18 protein-coding genes are annotated in these 21,217 nt (G+C 62.8%); 9 read left to right on the plus strand and 9 right to left on the minus strand.

Translation table 11 applies throughout. The features are described 5' to 3' along the window. Positions 1–28 precede the first annotated feature (28 nt). The 3 genes from dnaQ to QRN70_RS04295 all read right to left on the minus strand — a co-directional run bounded on the left by dnaQ (position 29) and on the right by QRN70_RS04295 (position 2,280). The gene (gene dnaQ / locus QRN70_RS04285) at positions 29–787 is read right to left on the minus strand and encodes a DNA polymerase III subunit epsilon (protein WP_285415970.1); all 759 of its coding nucleotides are present in this window, start codon (positions 785–787) and stop codon (positions 29–31) included. Positions 788–970: 183 nt separating this feature from the next. Next, positions 971–1,432 (minus strand): ribonuclease HI, encoded by a 462-nt coding sequence (gene rnhA, locus QRN70_RS04290; RefSeq protein ID WP_285415971.1) that lies wholly within the window; start codon positions 1,430–1,432, stop codon positions 971–973. A gap of 89 nt (positions 1,433–1,521) precedes the next feature. Next, entirely contained in the window at positions 1,522–2,280 is a 759-nt protein-coding gene (locus tag QRN70_RS04295; RefSeq protein ID WP_285415972.1) for a methyltransferase domain-containing protein, read from the minus strand. A gap of 65 nt (positions 2,281–2,345) precedes the next feature. Between QRN70_RS04295 and gloB the strand changes: the two genes are divergently transcribed. The 8 genes from gloB (at position 2,346) to fabI (ending at position 13,212) form a co-directional block, all read left to right on the plus strand. Further along, entirely contained in the window at positions 2,346–3,113 is a 768-nt protein-coding gene (gloB, locus tag QRN70_RS04300; protein ID WP_285415973.1) for a hydroxyacylglutathione hydrolase, read from the plus strand. A gap of 99 nt (positions 3,114–3,212) precedes the next feature. Then, entirely contained in the window at positions 3,213–4,673 is a 1,461-nt protein-coding gene (locus QRN70_RS04305) for a transglycosylase SLT domain-containing protein (protein WP_285415974.1), read from the plus strand. Positions 4,674–5,016: 343 nt separating this feature from the next. Next, positions 5,017–6,849 (plus strand): extracellular solute-binding protein, encoded by a 1,833-nt coding sequence (locus QRN70_RS04310; protein ID WP_285415975.1) that lies wholly within the window; start codon positions 5,017–5,019, stop codon positions 6,847–6,849. After that, on the plus strand, positions 6,846–8,687 hold the full coding sequence (locus tag QRN70_RS04315; protein ID WP_285415976.1) for an extracellular solute-binding protein: 1,842 nt from the start codon (positions 6,846–6,848) through the stop codon (positions 8,685–8,687). Before QRN70_RS04310 ends, QRN70_RS04315 begins: the two co-directional genes overlap by 4 nt. A 4-nt stretch (positions 8,688–8,691) precedes the next feature. Beyond that, positions 8,692–9,765: a microcin C ABC transporter permease YejB gene (locus QRN70_RS04320; RefSeq protein WP_260523131.1), complete on the plus strand. Its 1,074-nt coding sequence runs from the start codon at positions 8,692–8,694 to the stop codon at positions 9,763–9,765. Position 9,766: 1 nt separating this feature from the next. Further along, positions 9,767–10,786 carry an ABC transporter permease gene (locus QRN70_RS04325; protein ID WP_285415977.1) on the plus strand — a complete coding sequence of 340 codons (1,020 nt, stop codon included), beginning with the start codon at positions 9,767–9,769 and terminating at the stop codon, positions 10,784–10,786. Between the two features lies 1 nt (position 10,787). After that, complete coding sequence (locus QRN70_RS04330) at positions 10,788–12,398, plus strand: ABC transporter ATP-binding protein (RefSeq protein WP_285415978.1); 1,611 nt, start codon at positions 10,788–10,790, stop codon at positions 12,396–12,398. A 19-nt stretch (positions 12,399–12,417) separates the two neighbouring features. Beyond that, entirely contained in the window at positions 12,418–13,212 is a 795-nt protein-coding gene (gene fabI / locus QRN70_RS04335; RefSeq protein WP_053119821.1) for an enoyl-ACP reductase FabI, read from the plus strand. A gap of 74 nt (positions 13,213–13,286) precedes the next feature. Here the strand turns inward: fabI and QRN70_RS04340 are convergent, their stop codons facing one another. The 3 genes from QRN70_RS04340 to QRN70_RS04350 all read right to left on the minus strand — a co-directional run bounded on the left by QRN70_RS04340 (position 13,287) and on the right by QRN70_RS04350 (position 16,850). Continuing rightward, the gene (locus QRN70_RS04340) at positions 13,287–14,492 is read right to left on the minus strand and encodes an NHL repeat-containing protein (RefSeq protein ID WP_285415979.1); all 1,206 of its coding nucleotides are present in this window, start codon (positions 14,490–14,492) and stop codon (positions 13,287–13,289) included. Between the two features lie 89 nt (positions 14,493–14,581). Next, entirely contained in the window at positions 14,582–15,802 is a 1,221-nt protein-coding gene (locus tag QRN70_RS04345) for an NHL repeat-containing protein (RefSeq protein ID WP_285415980.1), read from the minus strand. 193 nt (positions 15,803–15,995) lie between these two features. After that, entirely contained in the window at positions 15,996–16,850 is an 855-nt protein-coding gene (locus QRN70_RS04350; RefSeq protein WP_285415981.1) for a LysR family transcriptional regulator, read from the minus strand. A gap of 112 nt (positions 16,851–16,962) precedes the next feature. Here QRN70_RS04350 and QRN70_RS04355 point away from each other — a divergent pair, with 112 nt between their 5' ends. After that, on the plus strand, positions 16,963–17,388 hold the full coding sequence (locus QRN70_RS04355) for a VOC family protein (protein ID WP_285415982.1): 426 nt from the start codon (positions 16,963–16,965) through the stop codon (positions 17,386–17,388). Positions 17,389–17,431: 43 nt separating this feature from the next. On the opposite strand, the gene QRN70_RS04360 is transcribed toward QRN70_RS04355, so the two are convergent. From QRN70_RS04360 to QRN70_RS04370, 3 genes are all read right to left on the minus strand, one after another. Next, positions 17,432–18,397 carry a sensor domain-containing diguanylate cyclase gene (locus QRN70_RS04360; RefSeq protein WP_285415983.1) on the minus strand — a complete coding sequence of 322 codons (966 nt, stop codon included), beginning with the start codon at positions 18,395–18,397 and terminating at the stop codon, positions 17,432–17,434. Between the two features lie 61 nt (positions 18,398–18,458). Further along, positions 18,459–19,037, minus strand: a complete 579-nt coding sequence (locus QRN70_RS04365) for a hypothetical protein (RefSeq protein WP_285415984.1) — start codon at positions 19,035–19,037, stop codon at positions 18,459–18,461. A 1-nt stretch (position 19,038) separates the two neighbouring features. After that, positions 19,039–21,201, minus strand: coding sequence for a xanthine dehydrogenase family protein molybdopterin-binding subunit (locus tag QRN70_RS04370; protein WP_285415985.1), 2,163 nt, complete (start codon positions 21,199–21,201; stop codon positions 19,039–19,041). Positions 21,202–21,217: the final 16 nt, after the last annotated feature.

The raw sequence follows: 21,217 nt of genomic DNA on the forward strand, positions 1-21,217 counted from the left end.
GCTTTGAGCTTCGGGCCCTGCCGAAGGATCATGCCTGCGCGTCGGCCTCGGCGATCTGTGTCCACAACGCCGGCGCACCGGCCGACTTGGCGATGATTTCCAGACGCGCCAGATGCTGCGCCAGTTCGTCTTCCGTGGCACGAATGATGCGCCCGGGCTGGCGGTCGGCCGGCAGACGACGGATTTCCGTGGCCGAGTTGTCCGCGCCCTGCCCCGTGCCATTGCCGTCGGAGGCATTGCCGGCCAGCGACAGGCTGGTCTGGCCGCCGGTCATGGTCAGGTAGACGTCGGCGAGAATCTCCGAGTCGAGCAAGGCGCCGTGCAGTTCACGGCCGGAGTTGTCGACGCCGTAGCGTTTGCACAAGGCGTCGAGGCTGTTGCGCTGCCCCGGGTGACGTTCCCGGGCCATCATCAGGGTGTCGAGGATCGAGCAGTGCCGGGTGATGTCCGCGCGGTCGTGCTGACCCATCAGGGCGAATTCGTTGTTGATGAAGCCAACGTCGAACGCCGCGTTATGGATGATCAGCTGCGCGCCGTTGATGAACTCGAAGAACTCGTCGGCGACTTCGGCGAAGCGCGGTTTGCCGACGAGGAATTCGTTGGTGATGCCGTGAACCCCGATTGCGCCTTCGTCACTCTCGCGATCCGGCTGCAGATACACGTGGAAATGCCGGCCCGTCAGGCGCCGCCCGATCAGTTCGACGCAACCGATTTCGATAATCCGGTGGCCGTCGGTCACCGGCATGCCGGTGGTTTCGGTATCGAGTACAACGGATCTGGTGGCCATCAGTGTTCAGCTCTCAACGGGGTCAATCGTGCAAAAGCGGCGATGTTAACACGCTCGCCGGGGTGTTTCAGTCAGACCGTGTCGCGCCCATTCGCAAGCAGGCTCGCTCCCACAGGAAAGCGCATTCCAATGGGGAAGCGAGCCTGCTCGCGAACGGGGCGTACCACCGTGCAGCGCCGGTCATCAGCTCTGCTTGTAACCGCGCACTTCGTCGACACCCCGGTTGGCCAACTGGTCGGCGCGTTCGTTGCCGTGGTGGCCGATGTGGCCGCGCACCCATTTCCAGGTGACCTTGTGGCGGTTGACCTGCTCATCGAGCTGTTTCCAGAGGTCGGCGTTTTTCACCGGCTCCTTGGCGGCGGTTTTCCAGCCGCGTTTTTTCCAGTTGGCCATCCACTCGTTGATGCCTTTCATGACGTATTGCGAGTCGGTCACCAACAGCACTTCGCAGGGCCGCTTCAAGGCTTCGAGGCCGCGGATCGCGCCGAGCAGTTCCATGCGGTTGTTGGTGGTATTGGCTTCGCCGCCCCACAGTTCCTTCTCGACGCCCTTGCACACCAGCAAGGCGCCCCAGCCGCCGGGACCGGGGTTGCCCTTGCAGGCGCCGTCGGTGAACAGTTCTACGTTGTCGACGCTTTCGCTCATGCCAATCTATCCAGAAATGCCTGGCCCCGCCGCTTGTGGATCGACGAAGGCCGCGGCCGGAGCAGATCCGGCCACTATAAAAAGAAGGTTTACGGTTCGACGCGGCGGCGATTGACCTTGGCCATCGGCAGCGGAATCAGCTTGCCCATCGGCTCGCGGCGCTCCTGACGGACCGGCCGCAGGCCCACCACGATCTTGCGCGCCACCAAGAGATAGAAGCCGCCACCGGCCAGTTGCCAGTCACCGGCCTTGCGTTCCCAGCCGGCCAGTCGGGCCTGCCACGTGGGCGACGCGAGCGGCGGACGATAGCACCCGAAGCGGCGTTTCTCCAGCGCGAAGCCGAGCAGGTTGAGCCAGTCGGCGACCCGCGACGGCGAGATGCAGCGCGCCCGGCGCAACGCGTCATGGGCGAACACATGGCGCAGGCCCCAGGTACTCCAGGGGTTGATGCCGATGATCAGCAGATGCCCGCCGGGCCGCACGCTGCTGGCCGCTTCTCGCAGCAGACCGTGAGGCGACAGGCAGAAATCCAGGCCATGCTGCAGCACCACCACGTCGGCAGCGTGCTCGCTCAACGGCCACGCCTGCTCTTCGCAGACGATCTCGACGCCCGGCAACGGTGCCCCGAGCCGCACGTTGCGCTGCACCTGCGGCGCCGCCGGCGGGGTCTCGGCAGACGGCCCGTAATGCACCAGGTAGCCCCCGAAGAAGCGGCCGAGCTCGTCTTCGAGCATGCGCCGCTCTTCATCCAGCAGAAATTGCCCGAGCGGGCCAGCCAGCCATTCACGGGCTGCGCCGATCAGGGCCAGCCAGTCCGGATCAGCCTGAGCGAATGCTTTATCGGTCATGTCATTCTCCAACGCGCCAGGAACCTCTAAGATGCGCCAATGTTTCCCGCTTGGCGAACCCGAAGATGATACAGATCAGTGCCCTGCCCGCCTTCACCGACAACTACATCTGGTTGTTACAGGACCATGCCAGCCAGCGCTGCGCGGTGGTCGATCCGGGCGACGCCGCGCCCGTGCAGGCCTGGCTTGCCGCGCACCCGGGCTGGGTGCTCAGCGACATTCTGATCACCCACCATCACCATGACCACGTCGGTGGCGTCGAGGCCTTGAAACAGGCCAGCAACGCCACCGTCTATGGTCCGGCCAGCGAAAACATCCCGGGCCGGGACGTCGCGCTCAACGACAACGACAGCGTTCGCGTGCTGGGCTGGGATTTCGCCGTCTACGCCGTGCCGGGGCATACCCTGGGGCACATCGCCTACTACCACCATGGCCTGCTGTTCTGCGGTGACACGCTGTTCGCCGCCGGTTGCGGGCGCCTGTTCGAAGGCACGCCGCAACAGATGCACGACTCGCTGAGCCGACTGGCCGCCCTGCCCGAGGATACGCTGGTCTACTGCACCCATGAGTACACCTTGAGCAACCTGAAATTCGCTGCCGCCGTCGAACCGGGCAACCCGGACATTGCCGCCCGTCTGGAAAAAGTCACTCAGCAACGGCAGAACGGCGTCATGACCCTGCCCTCGACCCTGGCGCTGGAAAAGCTCACCAATCCGTTTCTACGCACCGCTGAAACATTAGTTACACAAAAAGTGGACGAACGGAACGGCGCTCAAAACCGGGCGCCGAGCGAGGTTTTTGCGGCCCTGCGTGCGTGGAAAGATAAGTTCTAGGGCACTCACCACTTGGTACAAAAATTCTGAATGGTTGACCGCAAGGGGTGCGCTTTCTAGAATCGCCCGACATTTTTGCCCGGAACTTACTTCCAGCCAATGTCGTCATCCATACGTAAGTCCGTCAATTCAGACGCATTGACCCGCCTGGCGCAAGCCATCGCGGTGGCTGTGTCCGCCACGCTGGCGGGCTGTTCCAGCCATGCTCCGCAGCCTGAAGCGACCCATACGCCGAACATGGCTGCGCGAGCCAAGCAGAAGCCGATCTGGCTGAGCGAGAAGCCGAGCCCGCAAGTGCCCCAGGATATCTGGGAACGGATGCGCGGCGGCTTCCAGCTGCAGGAAGGCCTGGGCGTCAACCCGCGCATCGAGCAGCAGCGCCTGTGGTTCGCCAGCAACCCCTCTTTCCTCGAGAACGCCGGTGAACGCGGCAGTCTCTACATTCATTACATCGTTGAACGCCTTGAAGAACGCAACATGCCGCTGGAACTGGCGCTGTTGCCGGTGATCGAGAGCGCCTACAACCCGATGGCCTATTCCCGGGCCGACGCCGTGGGCCTCTGGCAATTCATCCCTTCCACCGGGCGTTACTACAACCTGCGCCAGACCCGTTTCTACGACGGTCGTCGCGACATCACGGCCTCGACCACCGCGGCAATGGATTACCTGACCCGCCTGCACGACATGTTCAACGGCGACTGGCTGCTGGCCCTGGCCGCGTACAACGCCGGTGAAGGCACGGTCAGCCGCGCCATCGAACGCAACGAGAAACTCGGCCTGCCCACCGACTACTGGAACCTGCCGCTGCCGGCGGAAACCCAGGCCTACGTGCCGAAGTTGCTGGCGCTGTCGCAAGTGGTCATGGCACCGGAAGCGTACGGGGTGAACCTCAACCCGATCGCCAACGAACCGTACTTCCAGGTCGTCGAAATCAACCAGCGCATGGACCTGTCCAAGGTCGCTGCGGTGGCCAACATCGACGAAGACGAGCTGTTCCAGCTCAACCCGGCCTTCAAGCAACGCACCACCATCGACGGCCCGCAGCACCTGCTGGTGCCGACCTCGAAGGCGCAGTTGCTGACTGCGAGCCTGCAGACCATGCGGCCGGAAGAGCTGATAAGCCCGCGCTCGCTGAAACCGGTGTTCGAAGGGGTCGACAGCCGTGAAGTCGCCCAGCTCAAGCGAGCCTACCGGGTCAAGCGTGGCGACAACCTCGGCTCCATCGCCAAGGCCAACAAGGTTGAAGTCAAGGACCTGCAACGCTGGAACAAGCTGACCGGCAAGAACCTCAAGGTCGGCCAGACCCTGGTCATGCAGGACACCACCAAGCGCAGCCCTGCGCGCAGCGGTGGTCGGGTCAACACCGTGATCGCGGCCAACAGCAAGAGCAAGGCCAGCGACGACAGCAAGCAGACCCAGTACAAGGTCAAGCGCGGTGACACGCTGTACGTGGTGGCCAAGCGCTTCAACGTCGAGATGCAGCATCTCAAGCGTTGGAACCCGGGTGCGGGCAAGGCACTGAAACCGGGGCAGATGCTTACGGTTTATCAGCCGCACTGACAGACGAGCCCCTGGAATCCAGGGGCTTTTTTTTGCATGCGGTTTTTATGGAACCCCTGAGACCCTTGCCCCAGCCCTCCCGAAACGTCGGACCGCCCCCAAGGGAGCGAGCACAAAGGGGGCCGATCGGGAGCTGATCAAATTCCGCGCTCGACTCGATCGTTCAGCTCGGCGTCGTACCAGGGGACACCGCGGTCACTGCCCTCTTCCTCCGGGAGAAGCTCAGGGTGAGCGGCTCTTCGCGGCAGCGATTAAGCGCGCATTAACCCGCGATCTTTTTCCTGTCCGGACAAGCTGTTACTGTACGGCCCACAAAGCCCAAGCCGCCTGGATCGGATCTGACTTGAAGCGTCCCCTCCTCCTGCTCCTGATCAGCCTGGCCTTGAGCTCCCCCGCAAGCGCGACGATTACCGAAAGCCACGGTTATGCGCAGTTCGGCACGCTCAAGTACCCGGCCAGATTTACCCACTTCGACTGGGTCAACCCGCAAGCGCCCAAGGGCGGTACTTTGCGGGTGATGGCGTTTGGCACCTTCGATACGCTCAATCCTTATACCTTCAAGGGCACCAGCCCGGTCACCACGGCGAATTTCCTGCAGTACGGCATCAACGAGCTGAACGAGCCGCTGATGGTCGGCACCGGCCAGTACGCACCGTCCGGCGACGAGCCGGCCTCCACTTATGGCCTGATTGCGCAATCGGTGGAGTACAGCGAAGATCGCAGCTGGGTGGTGTTCAACCTGCGCCCGCAGGCGCGTTTCCACGACGGCACGCCGATCACCGCCTACGACGTGGCGTTTTCCTATCGCCTGCTGCTCAAGGAAGGCCACCCGTTGTACCGCACCGCCCTGCAGGAAGTGCTGCGCGTCGACATCCTCAATGCACAGCGCATCCGCTTCGTGCTCAAGCGTTCCGGCAATCCGTTGCTGATTCTGCGCCTCGGGGAGTTGCCGGTACTGCCACAGCACTACTGGAAGGGCCGCGATTTCAAGGCCACCACGTTCGAACCGCCACTGGGCAGCGGACCGTACAGGATCACTTCGGTGACGCCGGGGCGGCAACTGGTGTTCGAGCGGGTCAAGGACTACTGGGGCAAGGACCTGCCGGTCAATCGCGGCAAGTACAACTTCGATCGCATGGAGGTCGAGTTCTACCGCGACAGCGACGTCGCCTTCGAAGCCTTCAAGGCCGGCGAATTCGACATCTATATCGAACATCAGGCGAAGAACTGGGCCAACGGCTACAACTTCCCGGCGATCCGCCGAGGCGATGTGATCAAGGCGCAGATCCCGCACCAGATCCCGACCCAGAGCCAGGGCCTGTTCATGAACACCCGGCGCGCGACCTTCGCCGACGTCAAGGTGCGCGAGGCCATGGGCCTGATGTTCGATTTCGAGTGGACCAATCGCACGCTGTTCAGCGACGCCTACAAACGCACCACCAGCTACTACCCCAACAGCGAATTCAGCGCCGGCGGCCTGCCGGTCGGCCACGAATGGCTGATGCTCAAGCCGTACAAGGAGCAGCTCCCTGCGCGGTTGTTCACCGAGCCGTTCACCCTGCCGCAGACCGACGGCCGCGGCATCCCCCGCGACACCATGCGCAAGGCGCTGGCGCTGCTAGCCGAGGCCGGCTGGAAGCTCAACGGCCAGCGCTTGCAGAACGCCGCAGGGCAGCCGCTGAGCTTCGAACTGCTGCTGGTCAACCCGAACCTGGAACGCATCCTCCAGCCGTACATCGAGAACCTCAACAGCATCGGCATCGACGCGCGCCTGCGCACGGTGGACCGCGCGCAGTACAAACAACGCCTGGATCAGTTCGACTTCGACATGATCCTGATGACCCTGAACCAGACCCTCAGTCCCGGCCTTGAGCAGTGGCAGTATTTCCACTCGAGCCAGGTCGGGATCAAGGGCAGCAAGAATTACGCCGGCATTGCCAACCCGGTGGTCGACCACCTGCTCGAGCAACTGCTCGCCGCGCGCACCCGCGATGAACAGGTCGCCGCCGGCAAGGCCCTGGACCGCGTGTTGCTCTGGCAGCACTACAGCATTCCCAACTGGTACCTCAATTATCACCGTCTGGCGTACCGCAACCGGTTCGCCTTCGTCACCACGCCGCCCTACACCCTGGGCCTGAGCGCGTGGTGGCTGAAGTCTTCGGAGAACGTTCAATGAAGCCCTTGCGCGCCCTGCTCGTGCAGGCCGGCGGCCTGTTGTTCGCCGGGCTGGCCTGCGCCGCCCCGCAACACGCCGTGACCCTGTACAACGAGCCGCCGAAATACCCGGCCGACTTCAAGCATTTCGATTACGTGAATGCCGACGCACCCAAGGGCGGGATCTTCCGCCAGGCCGGGTTCGGTGGCTTCGACAGCCTCAACCCGTTCATCAGCAAAGGCGTGCCGGCGGATGACATCGGGCAGATCTACGACACCCTGACCAAGCACAGCCTCGACGAACCGTTCACCGAGTACGGCCTGATCGCCAGCCAGATCGAAAAGGCGCCGGACAACAGCTGGGTGCGCTTCTACCTGCGCCCCGAAGCACGTTTCCACGACGGCCACCCGGTGCGTGCCGAGGACGTGGTGTTCAGCTTCCAGACCCTGACCAAGGACGGCTCGCCGCTGTATCGCGGCTATTACAACGATGTGGCCGAGGTGATCGCCGAAGATCCGCTCAAGGTGCTGTTCAGGTTCAAGCACACCAACAACCGCGAACTGCCGTTGATCCTCGGCCAGTTGCCGGTGCTGCCGAAACACTGGTGGGCCAGCCGCGACTTCAACAAGGGCAACCTGGAGATTCCGCTGGGCAGCGGCCCGTACAAGGTGGCCGAGGTCAAGGCCGGGCGCTCGGTGCGCTACGAACGGGTCAAGGACTACTGGGGCAAGGACCTGCCGGTCAATCGCGGTTTCTACAACTTCGACGTGATGACCAGTGATTACTACCGCGACAACACCGTGGCCCTCGAGGCACTGAAGGCCGGGCAGTTCGACTACTGGCTGGAAATGACCGCGAAAAACTGGGCCAACGCCTACAACATCCCGGCAGTGACCGAGGGGCGCCTGATCAAGGAACAGATCCCCAACGGCAACCCGACCGGCATGCAGGGCTTCGTCTACAACCTGCGTCGTCCGGTTTTCCAGGACGTGCGGGTGCGTCAGGCGCTGAGCCTGCTGCTCGATTTCGAATGGACCAACAAGCAGCTGTTCAACGGCGCCTACGCGCGCACCCGCAGCTACTTCGAGAACTCGGAAATGGCCGCCACCGGCCTGCCCGACGCCGATCAACTGGCAATCCTCGCGCCGTTCCGCAACCAGTTGCCGGCCCAGGTGTTCAGCGAAGCATTCGAAAACCCGAAAACCGACGCCAGCGGCATGATCCGCGCCCAGCAGCGCGAGGCCTATCAATTGCTGCAGGAGGCCGGCTGGAAAATCGTCGACGACAAAATGGTCGACGCCACCGGCAAACCGGTAAGCCTCGAATTCCTCCTCGCGCAGACCGAGTTCGAGCGCGTGCTGCTGCCGTTCAAGCGCAACCTCGCCGACCTCGGCATCGACCTGGTGATCCGCCGCGTCGACGTTTCGCAATACATCAATCGCGTGCGTTCACGGGATTTCGACATGATCGTCGGCAGTTTCCCGCAGTCCAACTCGCCGGGTAACGAGCAGCGCGAGTTCTGGATGAGCGCCGCCGCCGACAAACCCAGCAGCCGCAACACCATGGGTCTGAAGGATCCGGTGGTCGATCAACTGGTCGAGCAGCTGATCAACGCCGATTCGCGCAAGAGCCTGGTGGCCCATGCCCGCGCCCTCGACCGCGTCCTGCAATGGGGCTACTACGTGATCCCCAACTGGCACATCAAGACCTGGCGCGTGGCTTACTGGAACCACATCGGTCACCCGAAAGTCTCCCCCAAGTACGACATCGGCATTAATACCTGGTGGGTCAAACCCGATACCAAACCGGCGGTAGAAGTCGAAACCCAACTGCAAGCCGAACCTGTGGGCACGGAGTAATCAGATGCTGGCTTACATTTTCCGACGACTGTTGCTGATCATTCCGACCCTGTTCGGCATCCTGCTGATCAACTTCGTGATCATCCAGGCCGCGCCCGGCGGGCCGGTCGAGCAGATGATCGCCAAGCTCGAAGGCTTCGAAGGCGCCACCAGCCGCATCGCCGGTGGCGGCGCCGAAGTTTCGGTGGCCGGCTCCGCCTATCGCGGCGCGCAGGGCCTGGACCCTGCGCTGATCAAGGAAATCGAGCACATGTACGGGTTCGACAAATCGGCCCCGGAACGCCTGTGGATCATGGTCAAGAACTACGCGCGCCTCGACTTCGGCGACAGCTTCTTCCGCGACGCCAAGGTCATCGACCTGATCAAGGAAAAGATGCCGGTGTCGATCTCCCTCGGGCTGTGGAGCACGCTGATCATGTACCTGGTGTCGATCCCGCTGGGGATCGCCAAGGCCACCCGGCATGGCAGCCATTTCGACGTCTGGACCAGTTCGGCGATCATCGTCGGCTACGCGATCCCGGCGTTCCTGTTTGCCATCCTGCTGATCGTGGTGTTCGCCGGCGGCAGCTACCTCGACTGGTTTCCGCTGCGCGGGCTGACCTCGAACAACTTCGATGAGCTGAGCCTGGGCGGCAAGGTCCTCGACTACTTCTGGCACCTGGCGCTGCCGGTGACTGCGCTGGTGATCGGCAACTTCGCGACCATGACCCTGCTGACCAAAAACAGCTTCCTCGACGAGATCAACAAGCAATACGTGGTGACTGCCAAGGCCAAGGGCCTGACGCGCAACCGCGTGCTGTACGGCCATGTGTTCCGCAACGCCATGCTGCTGGTGATCGCCGGTTTCCCTTCGGCATTCATCGGCATCTTCTTCACCGGCTCGCTGCTGGTGGAGGTGATTTTCTCCCTCGACGGCCTCGGCCTGATGAGTTTCGAAGCGGCGATCAACCGCGATTACCCGGTGGTGTTCGGTACGCTGTTCATCTTCACCCTGCTCGGACTGGTGGTGAAACTGATCGGTGACCTCACCTACACCCTGGTCGATCCGCGCATCGACTTTGCCAGCCGGGAGCATTGAGATGAACCTGTCCCCGCTCAATCGCCGGCGTTTCGAACTGTTCAAGGCCAACAAGCGTGGCTGGTGGTCGCTGTGGCTGTTTCTGATTCTGTTCGGCCTGAGCCTCGGCGCCGAGCTGATCGCCAACGACAAGCCGCTGGTGGTGCACTACGACAACCATTGGTATTTCCCGGCGATCAAGCGTTACCCGGAAACCACCTTCGGCGGCGAATTCCCGCTGGAAGCCAACTACAAGAGCCCGTACATCCGCGAGCTGCTCAAGGCCAAGGACGCCTGGATTCTGTGGGCGCCGATTCCCTACAGCTACCAGAGCATCAATTACGACCTGAAAGTCCCGGCCCCCGCCCCGCCTTCGGCGGACAACCTGCTGGGCACCGATGACCAGGGCCGCGACGTACTGGCACGGGTGATCTACGGCTTCCGCATTTCCGTGCTGTTCGCCCTGACGCTGACCGTGCTCAGTTCGATCATCGGCGTGATTGCCGGTGCCCTGCAGGGTTTCTACGGCGGCTGGGTCGACCTCGCCGGGCAGCGTTTCCTGGAGATCTGGTCGGGCCTGCCGGTGCTCTACCTGCTGATCATTCTCGCCAGTTTTGTGCAGCCGAACTTCTGGTGGCTGCTGGGCATCATGCTGCTGTTCTCGTGGATGAGCCTGGTCGACGTGGTGCGCGCCGAATTCCTCCGAGGGCGCAACCTCGAGTACGTGCGCGCGGCACGCGCGCTGGGCATGCAGAACGGTGCGATCATGTTCCGCCACATCCTGCCCAATGCCATGGTCTCGACCATGACCTTCATGCCGTTCATCCTCACCGGCGCCATCGGCACCCTGACCGCACTGGATTTCCTCGGTTTCGGCTTGCCGGCCGGCAGTCCGTCGCTGGGTGAACTGGTGGCCCAGGGCAAATCCAACCTGCAGGCGCCGTGGCTGGGCATGAGCGCGTTTGCCGTGCTGGCATTGATGTTGAGTTTGCTGGTGTTTATCGGCGAGTCCGCTCGCGATGCCTTCGACCCGAGGAAGTGAAATGAATCAGGACAATCTGATCGAAGTGCGCGACCTCGCCGTTGAATTCGGCCTGGGCGAGCGCGTACACCGTGTGGTCGAAGGCGTCAGTTTCGACATCAAGCGTGGCGAAACCCTGGCCCTGGTCGGTGAGTCCGGCTCGGGCAAATCGGTGACGGCGCACTCGATCCTGCGCCTGCTGCCGTATCCGATCGCCCGCCATCCGTCCGGCAGCATCACCTACTCCGGGCAGAACCTGCTGGAACTGAAAGAAAAAACCATTCGCCACATTCGCGGCAACCGCATCGCGATGATCTTTCAGGAGCCGATGACGTCGCTCAATCCGCTGCATTCCATCGAGAAGCAGATCAACGAGGTGCTGGGCATCCACAAGGGGCTGACCGGCAAAGTCGCGACCCGGCGTACCCTCGAGCTGCTGGAGATGGTCGGCATTCCCGAGCCGCACAAGCGCCTCAAGGCCCTGCCCCACGAATTGTCCGGTGGCCAGCGCCAGCGGGTGATGATCGCCATGGCCCTGGCCAACGAACCGGAACTGCTGATCGCCGACGAGCCGACCACTGCGCTGGACGTGACCGTTCAGCTGAAAATCCTCGACCTGCTCAAGCAATTGCAGGCTCGATTGGGCATGGCGCTGCTGCTGATCAGCCATGATTTGAATCTGGTGCGAAGAATTGCGCATCGTGTATGTGTCATGCAGCGCGGTTGCATCGTCGAACAGGCATCGTGCGCAGAGTTGTTCCGTTCGCCGCAGCATCCGTACACGCGGGAACTGCTTGGCGCGGAGCCCAGCGGAGGCCCGGCGAGCAATAAAATCGGCGCGCCGCTGCTCGAGGTCGAAGACCTGAAAGTCTGGTTCCCGATCAAGAAAGGCCTGCTCAAGCGCACGGTGGATCACGTCAAGGCGGTGGACGGCATCAATTTCAGCCTGCCCCAGGGGCAGACGCTGGGGATCGTCGGCGAAAGCGGTTCCGGCAAATCCACCCTCGGCCTGGCGATTTTGCGGCTGATCGGCAGCCAGGGCGCGATCCGTTTCGAGGGCAAGCAGCTAGACTGCCTGACGCAGAACGAGGTTCGCCCGTTGCGCCGGGAGATGCAGGTGGTGTTCCAGGACCCATTTGGCAGCCTGAGCCCGCGGATGTGCGTGAGCGACATCGTTGGCGAGGGCCTGCGGATCCACAAGATGGGCACGCCGGCGGAACAGGAAGCAGCGATTATCGCGGCATTGAAGGAGGTAGGTCTGGATCCGGAAACCCGGCACCGCTACCCCCACGAATTTTCCGGTGGGCAGCGGCAACGTATCGCCATTGCCCGGGCCCTGGTGCTCAAACCGGCGCTGATCCTGCTGGACGAGCCGACATCGGCGCTCGACCGCACGGTGCAGCGGCAAGTGGTGGAGCTGTTGCGTTCACTGCAAGCCAAGTACAACCTGACGTATTTGTTCATCAGCCATGACCTGGCTGTCGTCAAAGCGCTGAGCCACCAGCTGATGGTGGTCAAGCATGGCCAAGTGGTCGAACAGGGAGACGCGCAAAGCATCTTTGCCGCCCCCCAACATCCGTATACACAGCAGTTGCTGGAGGCCGCTTTTCTGGCACCAGCCACTGCGCAATAACCTGAAAGAGGAGCAACACATGGGTTTTCTCGCCGGTAAGCGCGTACTGATCGTCGGTGTCGCCAGCAAGCTGTCCATCGCATCCGGCATCGCTGCCGCCATGCATCGCGAGGGCGCTGAGCTTGCCTTCACTTATCAGAACGACAAACTCAAAGGTCGTGTCGAAGAATTCGCCCAGGGCTGGGGCTCGAGCCCTGAGCTGTGCTTCCCGTGCGACGTGGCCAGCGATGAAGAAATCGCCAAGGTCTTCGAAGCACTGAGCAAGAAGTGGGACGGCCTGGACTGCATCGTGCACTCCGTCGGCTTCGCCCCGGGCGACCAACTGGACGGCGACTTCACCGAAGCCACCACCCGCGAAGGTTTCCGCATCGCTCACGACATCAGCGCCTACAGCTTCGTGGCCCTGGCCAAGGCCGGTCGCGAAATGATGAAGGGCCGCAACGGCAGCCTGCTGACCCTGTCGTACCTGGGCGCCGAGCGCACCATGCCGAACTACAACGTCATGGGCATGGCCAAGGCTTCGCTGGAAGCCGGCGTACGTTACCTGGCCGGCTCCCTGGGCCCGGACGGCACCCGCGTCAACTGCGTATCGGCCGGTCCGATCCGTACCCTGGCGGCCTCGGGCATCAAGAACTTCCGCAAGATGCTGGCCGCCAACGAAGCGCAAACCCCACTGCGCCGCAACGTCACCATCGAAGAAGTCGGCAACGCCGGCGCCTTCCTGTGCTCCGACCTGGCGTCGGGCATCAGCGGTGAAATCATGTACGTGGACGGCGGCTTCAACACCACCGCCATGGGCAACATCGAAGAGTGATCTTCGCCTAGCCAGGAAAAAACCCGCCGATTGGCGGGTTTTTTTTGCTGTCGGCGCGCGCCATTCGCCGCCGTTTATTGCAGTTGAATGCCGAGCACGTAGGGTTTGCGCGGATCGTTGTCATCCACCGCCGCCAGCAGACGCTGCTGATTGGCCAGGATCTGCAAGTCGTACAGAAGGCTGGGCCGCTCATACACCTTGATTCCTTGATCGGCAAAATCCGAATCGAGACGGCCATCCGGCAAAAGACGCAACCAGTATGCGTTTGGATAAGGCCCCACCAGACCGCCGACGACCACGCTGTTGTCGGCCTGGATTGCAACCGATCGGCAATTCACCTCGTAGCCGGGTACTTGCGAGGGAATGTCGACAACAACGGTTCGCCCGTCATTGAACGTCGGGTCGTCTAGCCCATCAGCCGTCAATCGGGAGATGCACGCGACACGCAGACCCGCGTTGCTCACGCCATGGCCGACACACACGATGGCGTTGGCATCGACGGACATGTTTTCCATTGTGTAATTGTGTTCCGACTCCCAGTAACCGGCGCGTCCGAATGAAGCATCGAGCCCGCCGCCCGGGAAATATCTGGCCACCGCCTGGGTCCAGGGGTTTTCGCCCTCCCGTCTGACAGTTCCGCCCACGAGGATTTTGCCATCGTCGGTGACCGCGACAGCCGCGCCTTCGGAGCGCGCATCATTGAAACGAACCTCGATGAAACCTTGCCCGCCAAACGCCAGGTCGACTTCGCCATTGGCCAGCAGTCGATGAAGTTCGGTTGTCCGTTGATTCTGTGGGTCCGATCGGTGCACCAGCACCAGTATCTTGCCGTCTGCCTGCAAACAACCGGTAGGCCCCCAGGCATTTGCACCGGAAATGATTTTATTGCCGAAAATCAGATCAGGACTGCCACTGGGATTAAACCGCGTCAGCGCCGTCTCGCGGCGAAAGGGATCGAGCCCCACCTGGCCGATCACGACAATCTTGCCGTCCGCCTGCAACATCAGCCTGGCCGGCAGCGAATCGACGCCGGTAATGAACTCCCACTCAATGACACCATTGCGGCCAAACTGCGGGTCCAGCGTTGCATCGGGCAAGACGCGATAAATCCAGATCCGCGATGTGACCCAGACCGCCAGGAGCATGGCCCCCTGTTCATCGATCACGATCGACCTGATCGAGCCCCTGGACGTTGGAATCGCATAAATACCGTTGTTGGCAAACGCAGGATCCAGTTCACCCGCAGCGGCCAGGTGGATGGAGCGGTCTTCAATTGCCATGGTTTTCCTCCTTCTGAAGGGTGGCACTGGCATTGCGTCAACCAATGCCCGCCGAACACTGAGCAACACGCCAGCGTAATGCTCCAGGTTCACTCACCGGTTTCCCCGAGCCAGATCCCCAATACACACGGCAGGCGCGCCGGCATTTGATCCACGGCCGCCAGCATGCGCTGGCGGGCATGTTGCTGATGCACATCCCAGAACGCGGTTCGCCGGTCATGCACCACCAGCCCTTGCTCGCCAAAATCCGGGTCGAGACTGCCATCGGGCAACAGTCGCAGCCAGAAGGCGTGGGATTCGAATCCAGCATCACCGGCCACGACGATTTTCCCGTCGGTCTGGACCAACGCTGAATTGCATTTAACGAAGTAGCCAGGCCTGTCGGCGGGAATATCGATATGGAGGGATTGGCCATTATTGAATGTCGGTGCATAGGCGCCGTCAGGGGTCAGTCTGGAGATGCTCGCAAAACGCCCCTGGTCCGGCGTCGTGTGATAGCCGACACAGACAATGCCCTGCGGGTCTGCGGCGATATTGATCAAGGAGGTGATGCCTTCGGACTCCCACCAGCCCGCCTGGCCGAAAGAGTGATCGAGTGTTCCATCCGGGAGGAATCTGGCAACGGCTTTGGTCAATGGCATGTCATTTTCTCGCCGCGCCGTGACCCCCACCAGAATCCGCCCGTCCGGCGTAACGGTCACGGCTTCGCCGCGCAGTTGCGCACCGTCGAGTTTGAGCTTGATGAACCCCTGTTCGAAAAACTCCCGGTCGATCTCGCCGTTGGCCTGCAGGCGATAAAGCAGGCTGATCTGCTCATCGCTGTTATCCACGCCCCTGACCACCAGCACCAGGACCTTGCCATCCTGCTGCAGACAACCTTGCGGGCCGCTGAACTCTTTGCCGGGAATGATTTTATTGCCGAACACCAGATCCGGGCTGCCGTTCTCGTTGAAGCGGGTCAACATCGTCACCCGCTGGTTCGGATTGTTGCCGGCGGCGCCCAGCACCAGAATCTTGCCATCGGCCTGTACCATCACCTTGGCCGGCAACGAGTCGGTCTGCGGCTCGAAGGTCCACGCGGTGACACCGTCGCGGCCAAACTGCCGATCCAGCGTGCCGTCCGCGAGGATGCGGCACAGGTAAAACTCAGGCGAGGCCCAGGCCACCAGCACCAGGCGCCCTTGGGAATCGGCAGCGATGGAGCGGATCGAGCCCCAGGAGGCTGGAAAGGTGAAGATGCCGTTGTCGGCAAACGTCGTATCCAGATCGCCAGGTTTTGCGCGATCGTCGAAGTGGTTCGGAGCGGCCATGGTCTGCATCCTTCAGGTAGTTGCGCCCTGCTCGCCCGTGCACTCGCAATCGAGTGGCGAAGAGCCGACGCGCTGACAGGAAGGACTATTGCGCGCACCAGGCGGCGTTGGCACCTGTCAGATCTGACAGTTCGATGGTCCGGCCGGGCCATATCGGTGTCTTTACCGGCCAATACTCACGGCGGTGGCTTTTTCACTGCAGGCAACTGGCGAACATCTGCTGGATCGGCAATCCACGCTGGCTGTAGCGCTGCAGCAGAACCAGTTCGCGATAGAACGTCAGTTCAGCCAGCTCGATCACCCGCACTTTCAACGGCTGCTCCAGCCACAAACCGGCCTTCGGCAGCAGCGAAACGCCGAGGCCGCACTCGACCATCTTCACAATGGCGTCCAGCTCGTCGAGCTCCAGCGCGACACGGACCTCCAGGCGCTGTTCGCGCAGGAATCGCGTCACCAGTCGGCCGCCGAACGAGTTGCGGTCGTAGCGCACGTGGGGCTGTTCGGCAAGCAGCTGCAACGGCTCGTCGCCATCGACAGTCAGCGGCACGATCAGCACGAACGGCTCACGGCGGATCACCTGCGCCGACAGTTCCTTGGGCAGTTCGAACGGCGGCTTGATCATGATCGCCAAGTCCACTTCACCGGCATCGACCTGACTCAGCAGGTTCAGCGACACCCCCGGCACCAGTTTGGGCTCCAGGCCCGGCGCCTGTTGGCGCAGGCGCACCAGGGCGTGCGGCAAGAGCCCGGTTTGCGCGGTGGCCACGGCGCCGATTTTCAGTTCGCCGCGATATTCGCCCGCCGCTTCGCTGACCGCCATGCGCTGGAAAGTCGCGAGCATTTCCTCGGCCAGCGGCACCGCGCGCTGCCCGGCCGGATTGAGGATGGCCTGGCGCCCGGTGCGGTCGAACAGGCGCACCCCCAGCGCCTGTTCCAGGTTGCGAATCTGCGCGCTGACCGCCGATTGGGTCAGGCCGATATGCAGGCCGGCGGCGGCGAAGGTGCCGTGACGGGCCACCGCGAGAAAGGTTTTCAGTTCACGCAGCATGGGCTTCTCGATTGATCGAAATAATTTGAGCTCGACGAAAAAACTATCGTCTTTCCATCGAAAAGCACAGCGGTAAACTGGCGTTACCCCATCGTTGACCGAGATTGATCACATGCCTCTCAGCCCTTTTCATCTGGCCATTCCGGTGTATGACCTGGCCGCCGCGCGGCATTTCTATCGCGACGTGTTTGGTCTGGAAGAAGGCCGTTCCAGTACGCACTGGGTCGACTTCAATTTCTTTGGCCACCAACTGGTGATTCATCTGGCGCCGAAGAACGCCGCCCAGGAAGCCGCGCACACCAACGCCGTGGACGGTCACGACGTGCCGGTGCCGCATTTTGGCGTGGTGCTGACGATGCAGGCCTGGCAGGCGCTGGCCGAGCGCTTGCAGGCGCTGGGTACGCAGTTTGTCATCGAGCCGGGGATTCGTTTTCAGGGCCAGGTCGGCGAGCAAGCGACCATGTTTCTCTTCGACCCGTGCGGCAATGCCCTGGAATTCAAGGCGTTCAAGGACATCGGCCAATTGTTTGCCAAATGAGTGCGGTACGGCCGACGCGGATCATCCGCGCCGGCGCCAGACCCTAGCGTCGCTTCAATGCCTGCTTGTGCGCATACATCGCCGAGTCGGCATCCGCCAGCAAGGTCGCCACGTTGTCATGGCGCTGAGGGTCGTATTCGATCTGGCCGACACTGAAACGGATGTCATAACCGCGCTGCAGCATGGCATTGCGCTCGTCGAGAATTTCCTTGAGCCGCGCCATGATCGCCGTGGTTTCGACATGGCTGGAGCCGGTCAGCAACGCGACGAACTCATCGCCACCGAGGCGCCCGACCACGTCGCTTTCGCGAAAGGCGATGCGCAGCACGTCGGCGAAAGTCTTCAGCGCGTTGTCGCCCTCGGCATGGCCGTAGAGATCGTTGATCTGCTTGAAGTCGTTGAGATCGAAAAACAGCAGCGTCGCCGGTCTGTCGAGGCGCTTGCAGGCGTCGAGCCCGTGCTGGGCCAGGGTCTTGAAACCGCGCCGGTTGGACAGCAGCGTCAGCTCGTCCATGCTCGCCATCTGCACCGCCATCAGCTCCTGCTCGGCCATGCCGGCCAGGTCGCGCAGCAAGGCGCGTTCTTCGTCGTCGAGTTGGCGGGGCTGGGTGTCGATCAGGCACAGCGTGCCCATTTTGTTGCCATTGGGCACGGTCAGCGGATAGCCGGCGTAGAAACGGATATTCGGCGCGCCGGTCACCAACGGGTTGTCGTGGAAGCGCTCGTCCTGCTTGGCGTCCGGCACCAGCAGCAGTTCGTCCTGAAGGATCGCGTGACCGCAGAACGACACATCGCGCGAGGTTTCATTGACGTCGAGGCCGACGCAGGACTTGAACCACTGGCGATCCTTGTCCACCAGCGTGACCAGCGCAATCGGTACGTTGAACAGGCGCTTGGCCAGGCGGGTCAGCCGGTCGAAGCGCTCTTCGGGCGCCGAATCAAGGACATTCAGGCCATGCAGCACCTGAATGCGCGCGGCTTCGTTGACGGGTTTGCTCGGGGCCAGCATCACACACTCCATCGGGGTCAGTGGCCGTTAGAGTAGCGTGATTCTCAGCCGCCACCCACCTTCAACTGCCCGCCACCGGGCATGGCCCGCCGGCATCTGCCCAAAGCTTGAACTGGGTAACAAAAATATCGTGCGGCACCGGCACCGGCGCACGCCCTGCTCCGGGGTTCCAGCCCCACAGCACCAGTTTGTCCTCGCTGACATGCTTGAGCAGCGCGGCGAAGTCGCGATCGCCGTTGCTGGCGCGGTCCTTGATCATGGCGCAGAGGCGATCCGGTGGCAGGCCGATCCAGGCCATTTTGTGCGCGGCCGGCGGCAGGCTCCAGTGCGGCGCGCCAGGTGGCGCGTGAGGGCCGTAGCTGGCCGGCGGATTGCTTTCGGCGTGGCAGGTCGCACACGGCAACCCGGCGGCCCCCTTGCCGTCCAGGCCGCGCACCACGTTCATCGCGTGCGGCAGGCCGGCGTCGAATTGCAGCGGCGAATCGCCAGGAATGTGGCAATTCTGGCAACGCGGGCTCTGAAACACTTTCTGTACCGTGCCGAAGGCTTGCAGCGCCTGCTGGTCGTCGGCGAACAGATCCGAGGCATACCCGCCCAGACCGAGCAGCAGTACCGTTCCCAGCATCAGATGACGTTTCATGTCACACCCCCGACAGTTGCAGCGGCAGTTCGCGCAGGCGCTGCCCGGTCAGGGCGAACACCGCGTTGGCCACCGCCGGCGCAGTGGGCGGCACACCGGCCTCGCCGATGCCGCCGGGTTTGTCGGTGCTGGGCACGATGTGCACCTCGACCACCGGCATCTCGTTGAGGCGCAGCACCTGATAGTCGTGATAGTTGGACTGCACCACCTGGCCGTCCTTGAGCGTCAGTTTGCTGTGCAGGGCCATACCGAGGCCGAAGGTGATGCACGACTCCATCTGCGCGGCGATGCTCTGCGGGTTGACCGCAATCCCGCAGTCCACCGCGCACACCACCCGGTGCACGCGGATCTGCAGATTGTCCTGGGAGACCTCGGCGACCTGCGCCACATAGCTGCCGAACGACTCGTGCACCGCCACGCCGAGGGCATGGCCGTCGGGCAGCGGCGCCTGCCAGTTGGCCTTCTCCACCGCCAGGTTGAGCACGCCGAGATGCCGTGCATGTTCCTTGAGCAGCGTGCGCCGGTACTCCACCGGGTCCTTGCCGGCCGCCGTGGCCATTTCGTCGACCAGCGACTCCATGACGAACGCGGTGTGGCTGTGCCCCACCGAACGCAGCCACAGCACATTGATGCCGGTCTGCGGTGAATGCAGCTCGACCTGATGGTTGGCCAGGCCCTTGACATAGGGGCTGTCGGCCACGCCCTCGACCGAAGTCTGGTCGATGCCGTTCTTGACCATGGTCGCCTCGAGCATGGTCCCGGCCATGATCGACTGGCCGACCAGTACGTGCTGCCAGGATTGCGGCAGGCCATCGGCGCCGAGGCCGATTCGCGCCTGATGAAGGAACATCGAACGGTAGTAGCCGCCACGGATATCGTCCTCGCGCGACCACACGGTTTTCACCGGCAACCCCGCCGCCTTCGCCACCTGCACGGCTTCGGCGACGAAGTCCGAGGTCGGGTTGGCGCGCCGGCCGAACCCGCCGCCGAGAAATTCGGTGTGGATCACCACCTGTTCCGGCTTGAGCCCGGTGATCTTGCCGGCGACCATCTGATCGAGGGTCTGGAACTGGGTGCCGGTCCAGATCTCGCAGCGCTCGGCACTGATTTTCACCGTGCAGTTGAGCGGCTCCATCGGTGCGTGAGCCAGGTACGGCACGCTGTACTCGACGTCGATTTTCTTCCCGGCCTTGGCGAATTGGCCCTTGGCGTCGCCGGCCTGAGCGGCCGAAGTGCCCGGCGTGGCGGCGAGTTTGCGAAACTCGGCGAGGAGTTTTTCGCTGCTCAGGTCCGCGTGCTGGCCAAGGTCCCAGTCGACTTTCAGCGCATCGCGACCGAGTTTCGCCGCCCAGTAATGCTCGGCGATCACCGCCACCCCGGTCGGCACTTGCACCACTTTATGCACGCCCGGGATCGCCAGCGCCTGCGCACCTTCGAAGGATTTCACGCTGGCGCCGAACACCGGTGCGCGGGCGACCATCGCGGTCATCAGGCCATCGAACTGCACGTCCATGCCGAATTTGGCGCGGCCGGTGATTTTTTCCGGGGTGTCGAGACGCTTGGTCGGTTTGCCGATGACTTTCCAGTCCTTGGCCTCCTTGAAGGTGATCGATTTCGGATCGGGCACCGGCAATTGCCCGGCGGCGTCCGCCAGTTCGCCGTAGGTGGCGCGCTTGTCACCGGCGATCACCACGCCTGCTTCGGTGCGAATCGTCGAGGCCGCCACCTCGAAGCGCCTGGCCGCGGCCTCGACCAGCATCTGCCGCGCCGTAGCGCCCGCCAGGCGGTAGCGGTCGAACTCCATCCAGGTCGAGGTCGAGCCGCCGGTGATCTGCATGCCGCCAAAACCTGGCATGCCGTAGTCGGCGGCCGAGGCCGGCGAGTGCTCGACGCGGATCTTCGCCCAGTCGGCGTCGAGTTCCTCGGCGATCAACATGGTCAGGCCGGTCCAGATGCCCTGGCCCATTTCCGAGTGCCCCAGCAACACGGTGACGCTGTTGTCGGCGGCGATGCGCAGGAACGCATTCGGCGCGAACACCTTGCCTTCATTCTCGGCCGCCAGGGCAAAGCGATGGCCGCCGGGAACGACGAACGCCACCACCAGGCCACCGCCCAGCAGCGCGCTGCCCCTGAGAAAAGCGCGACGGGATACAGAACTGTTCATCAAGTTTCTCCCCGCG

The organism is Pseudomonas sp. efr-133-TYG-5, assembly GCF_030209175.1.
In the GTDB taxonomy this organism is placed as follows: Bacteria; Pseudomonadota; Gammaproteobacteria; order Pseudomonadales; family Pseudomonadaceae; genus Aquipseudomonas.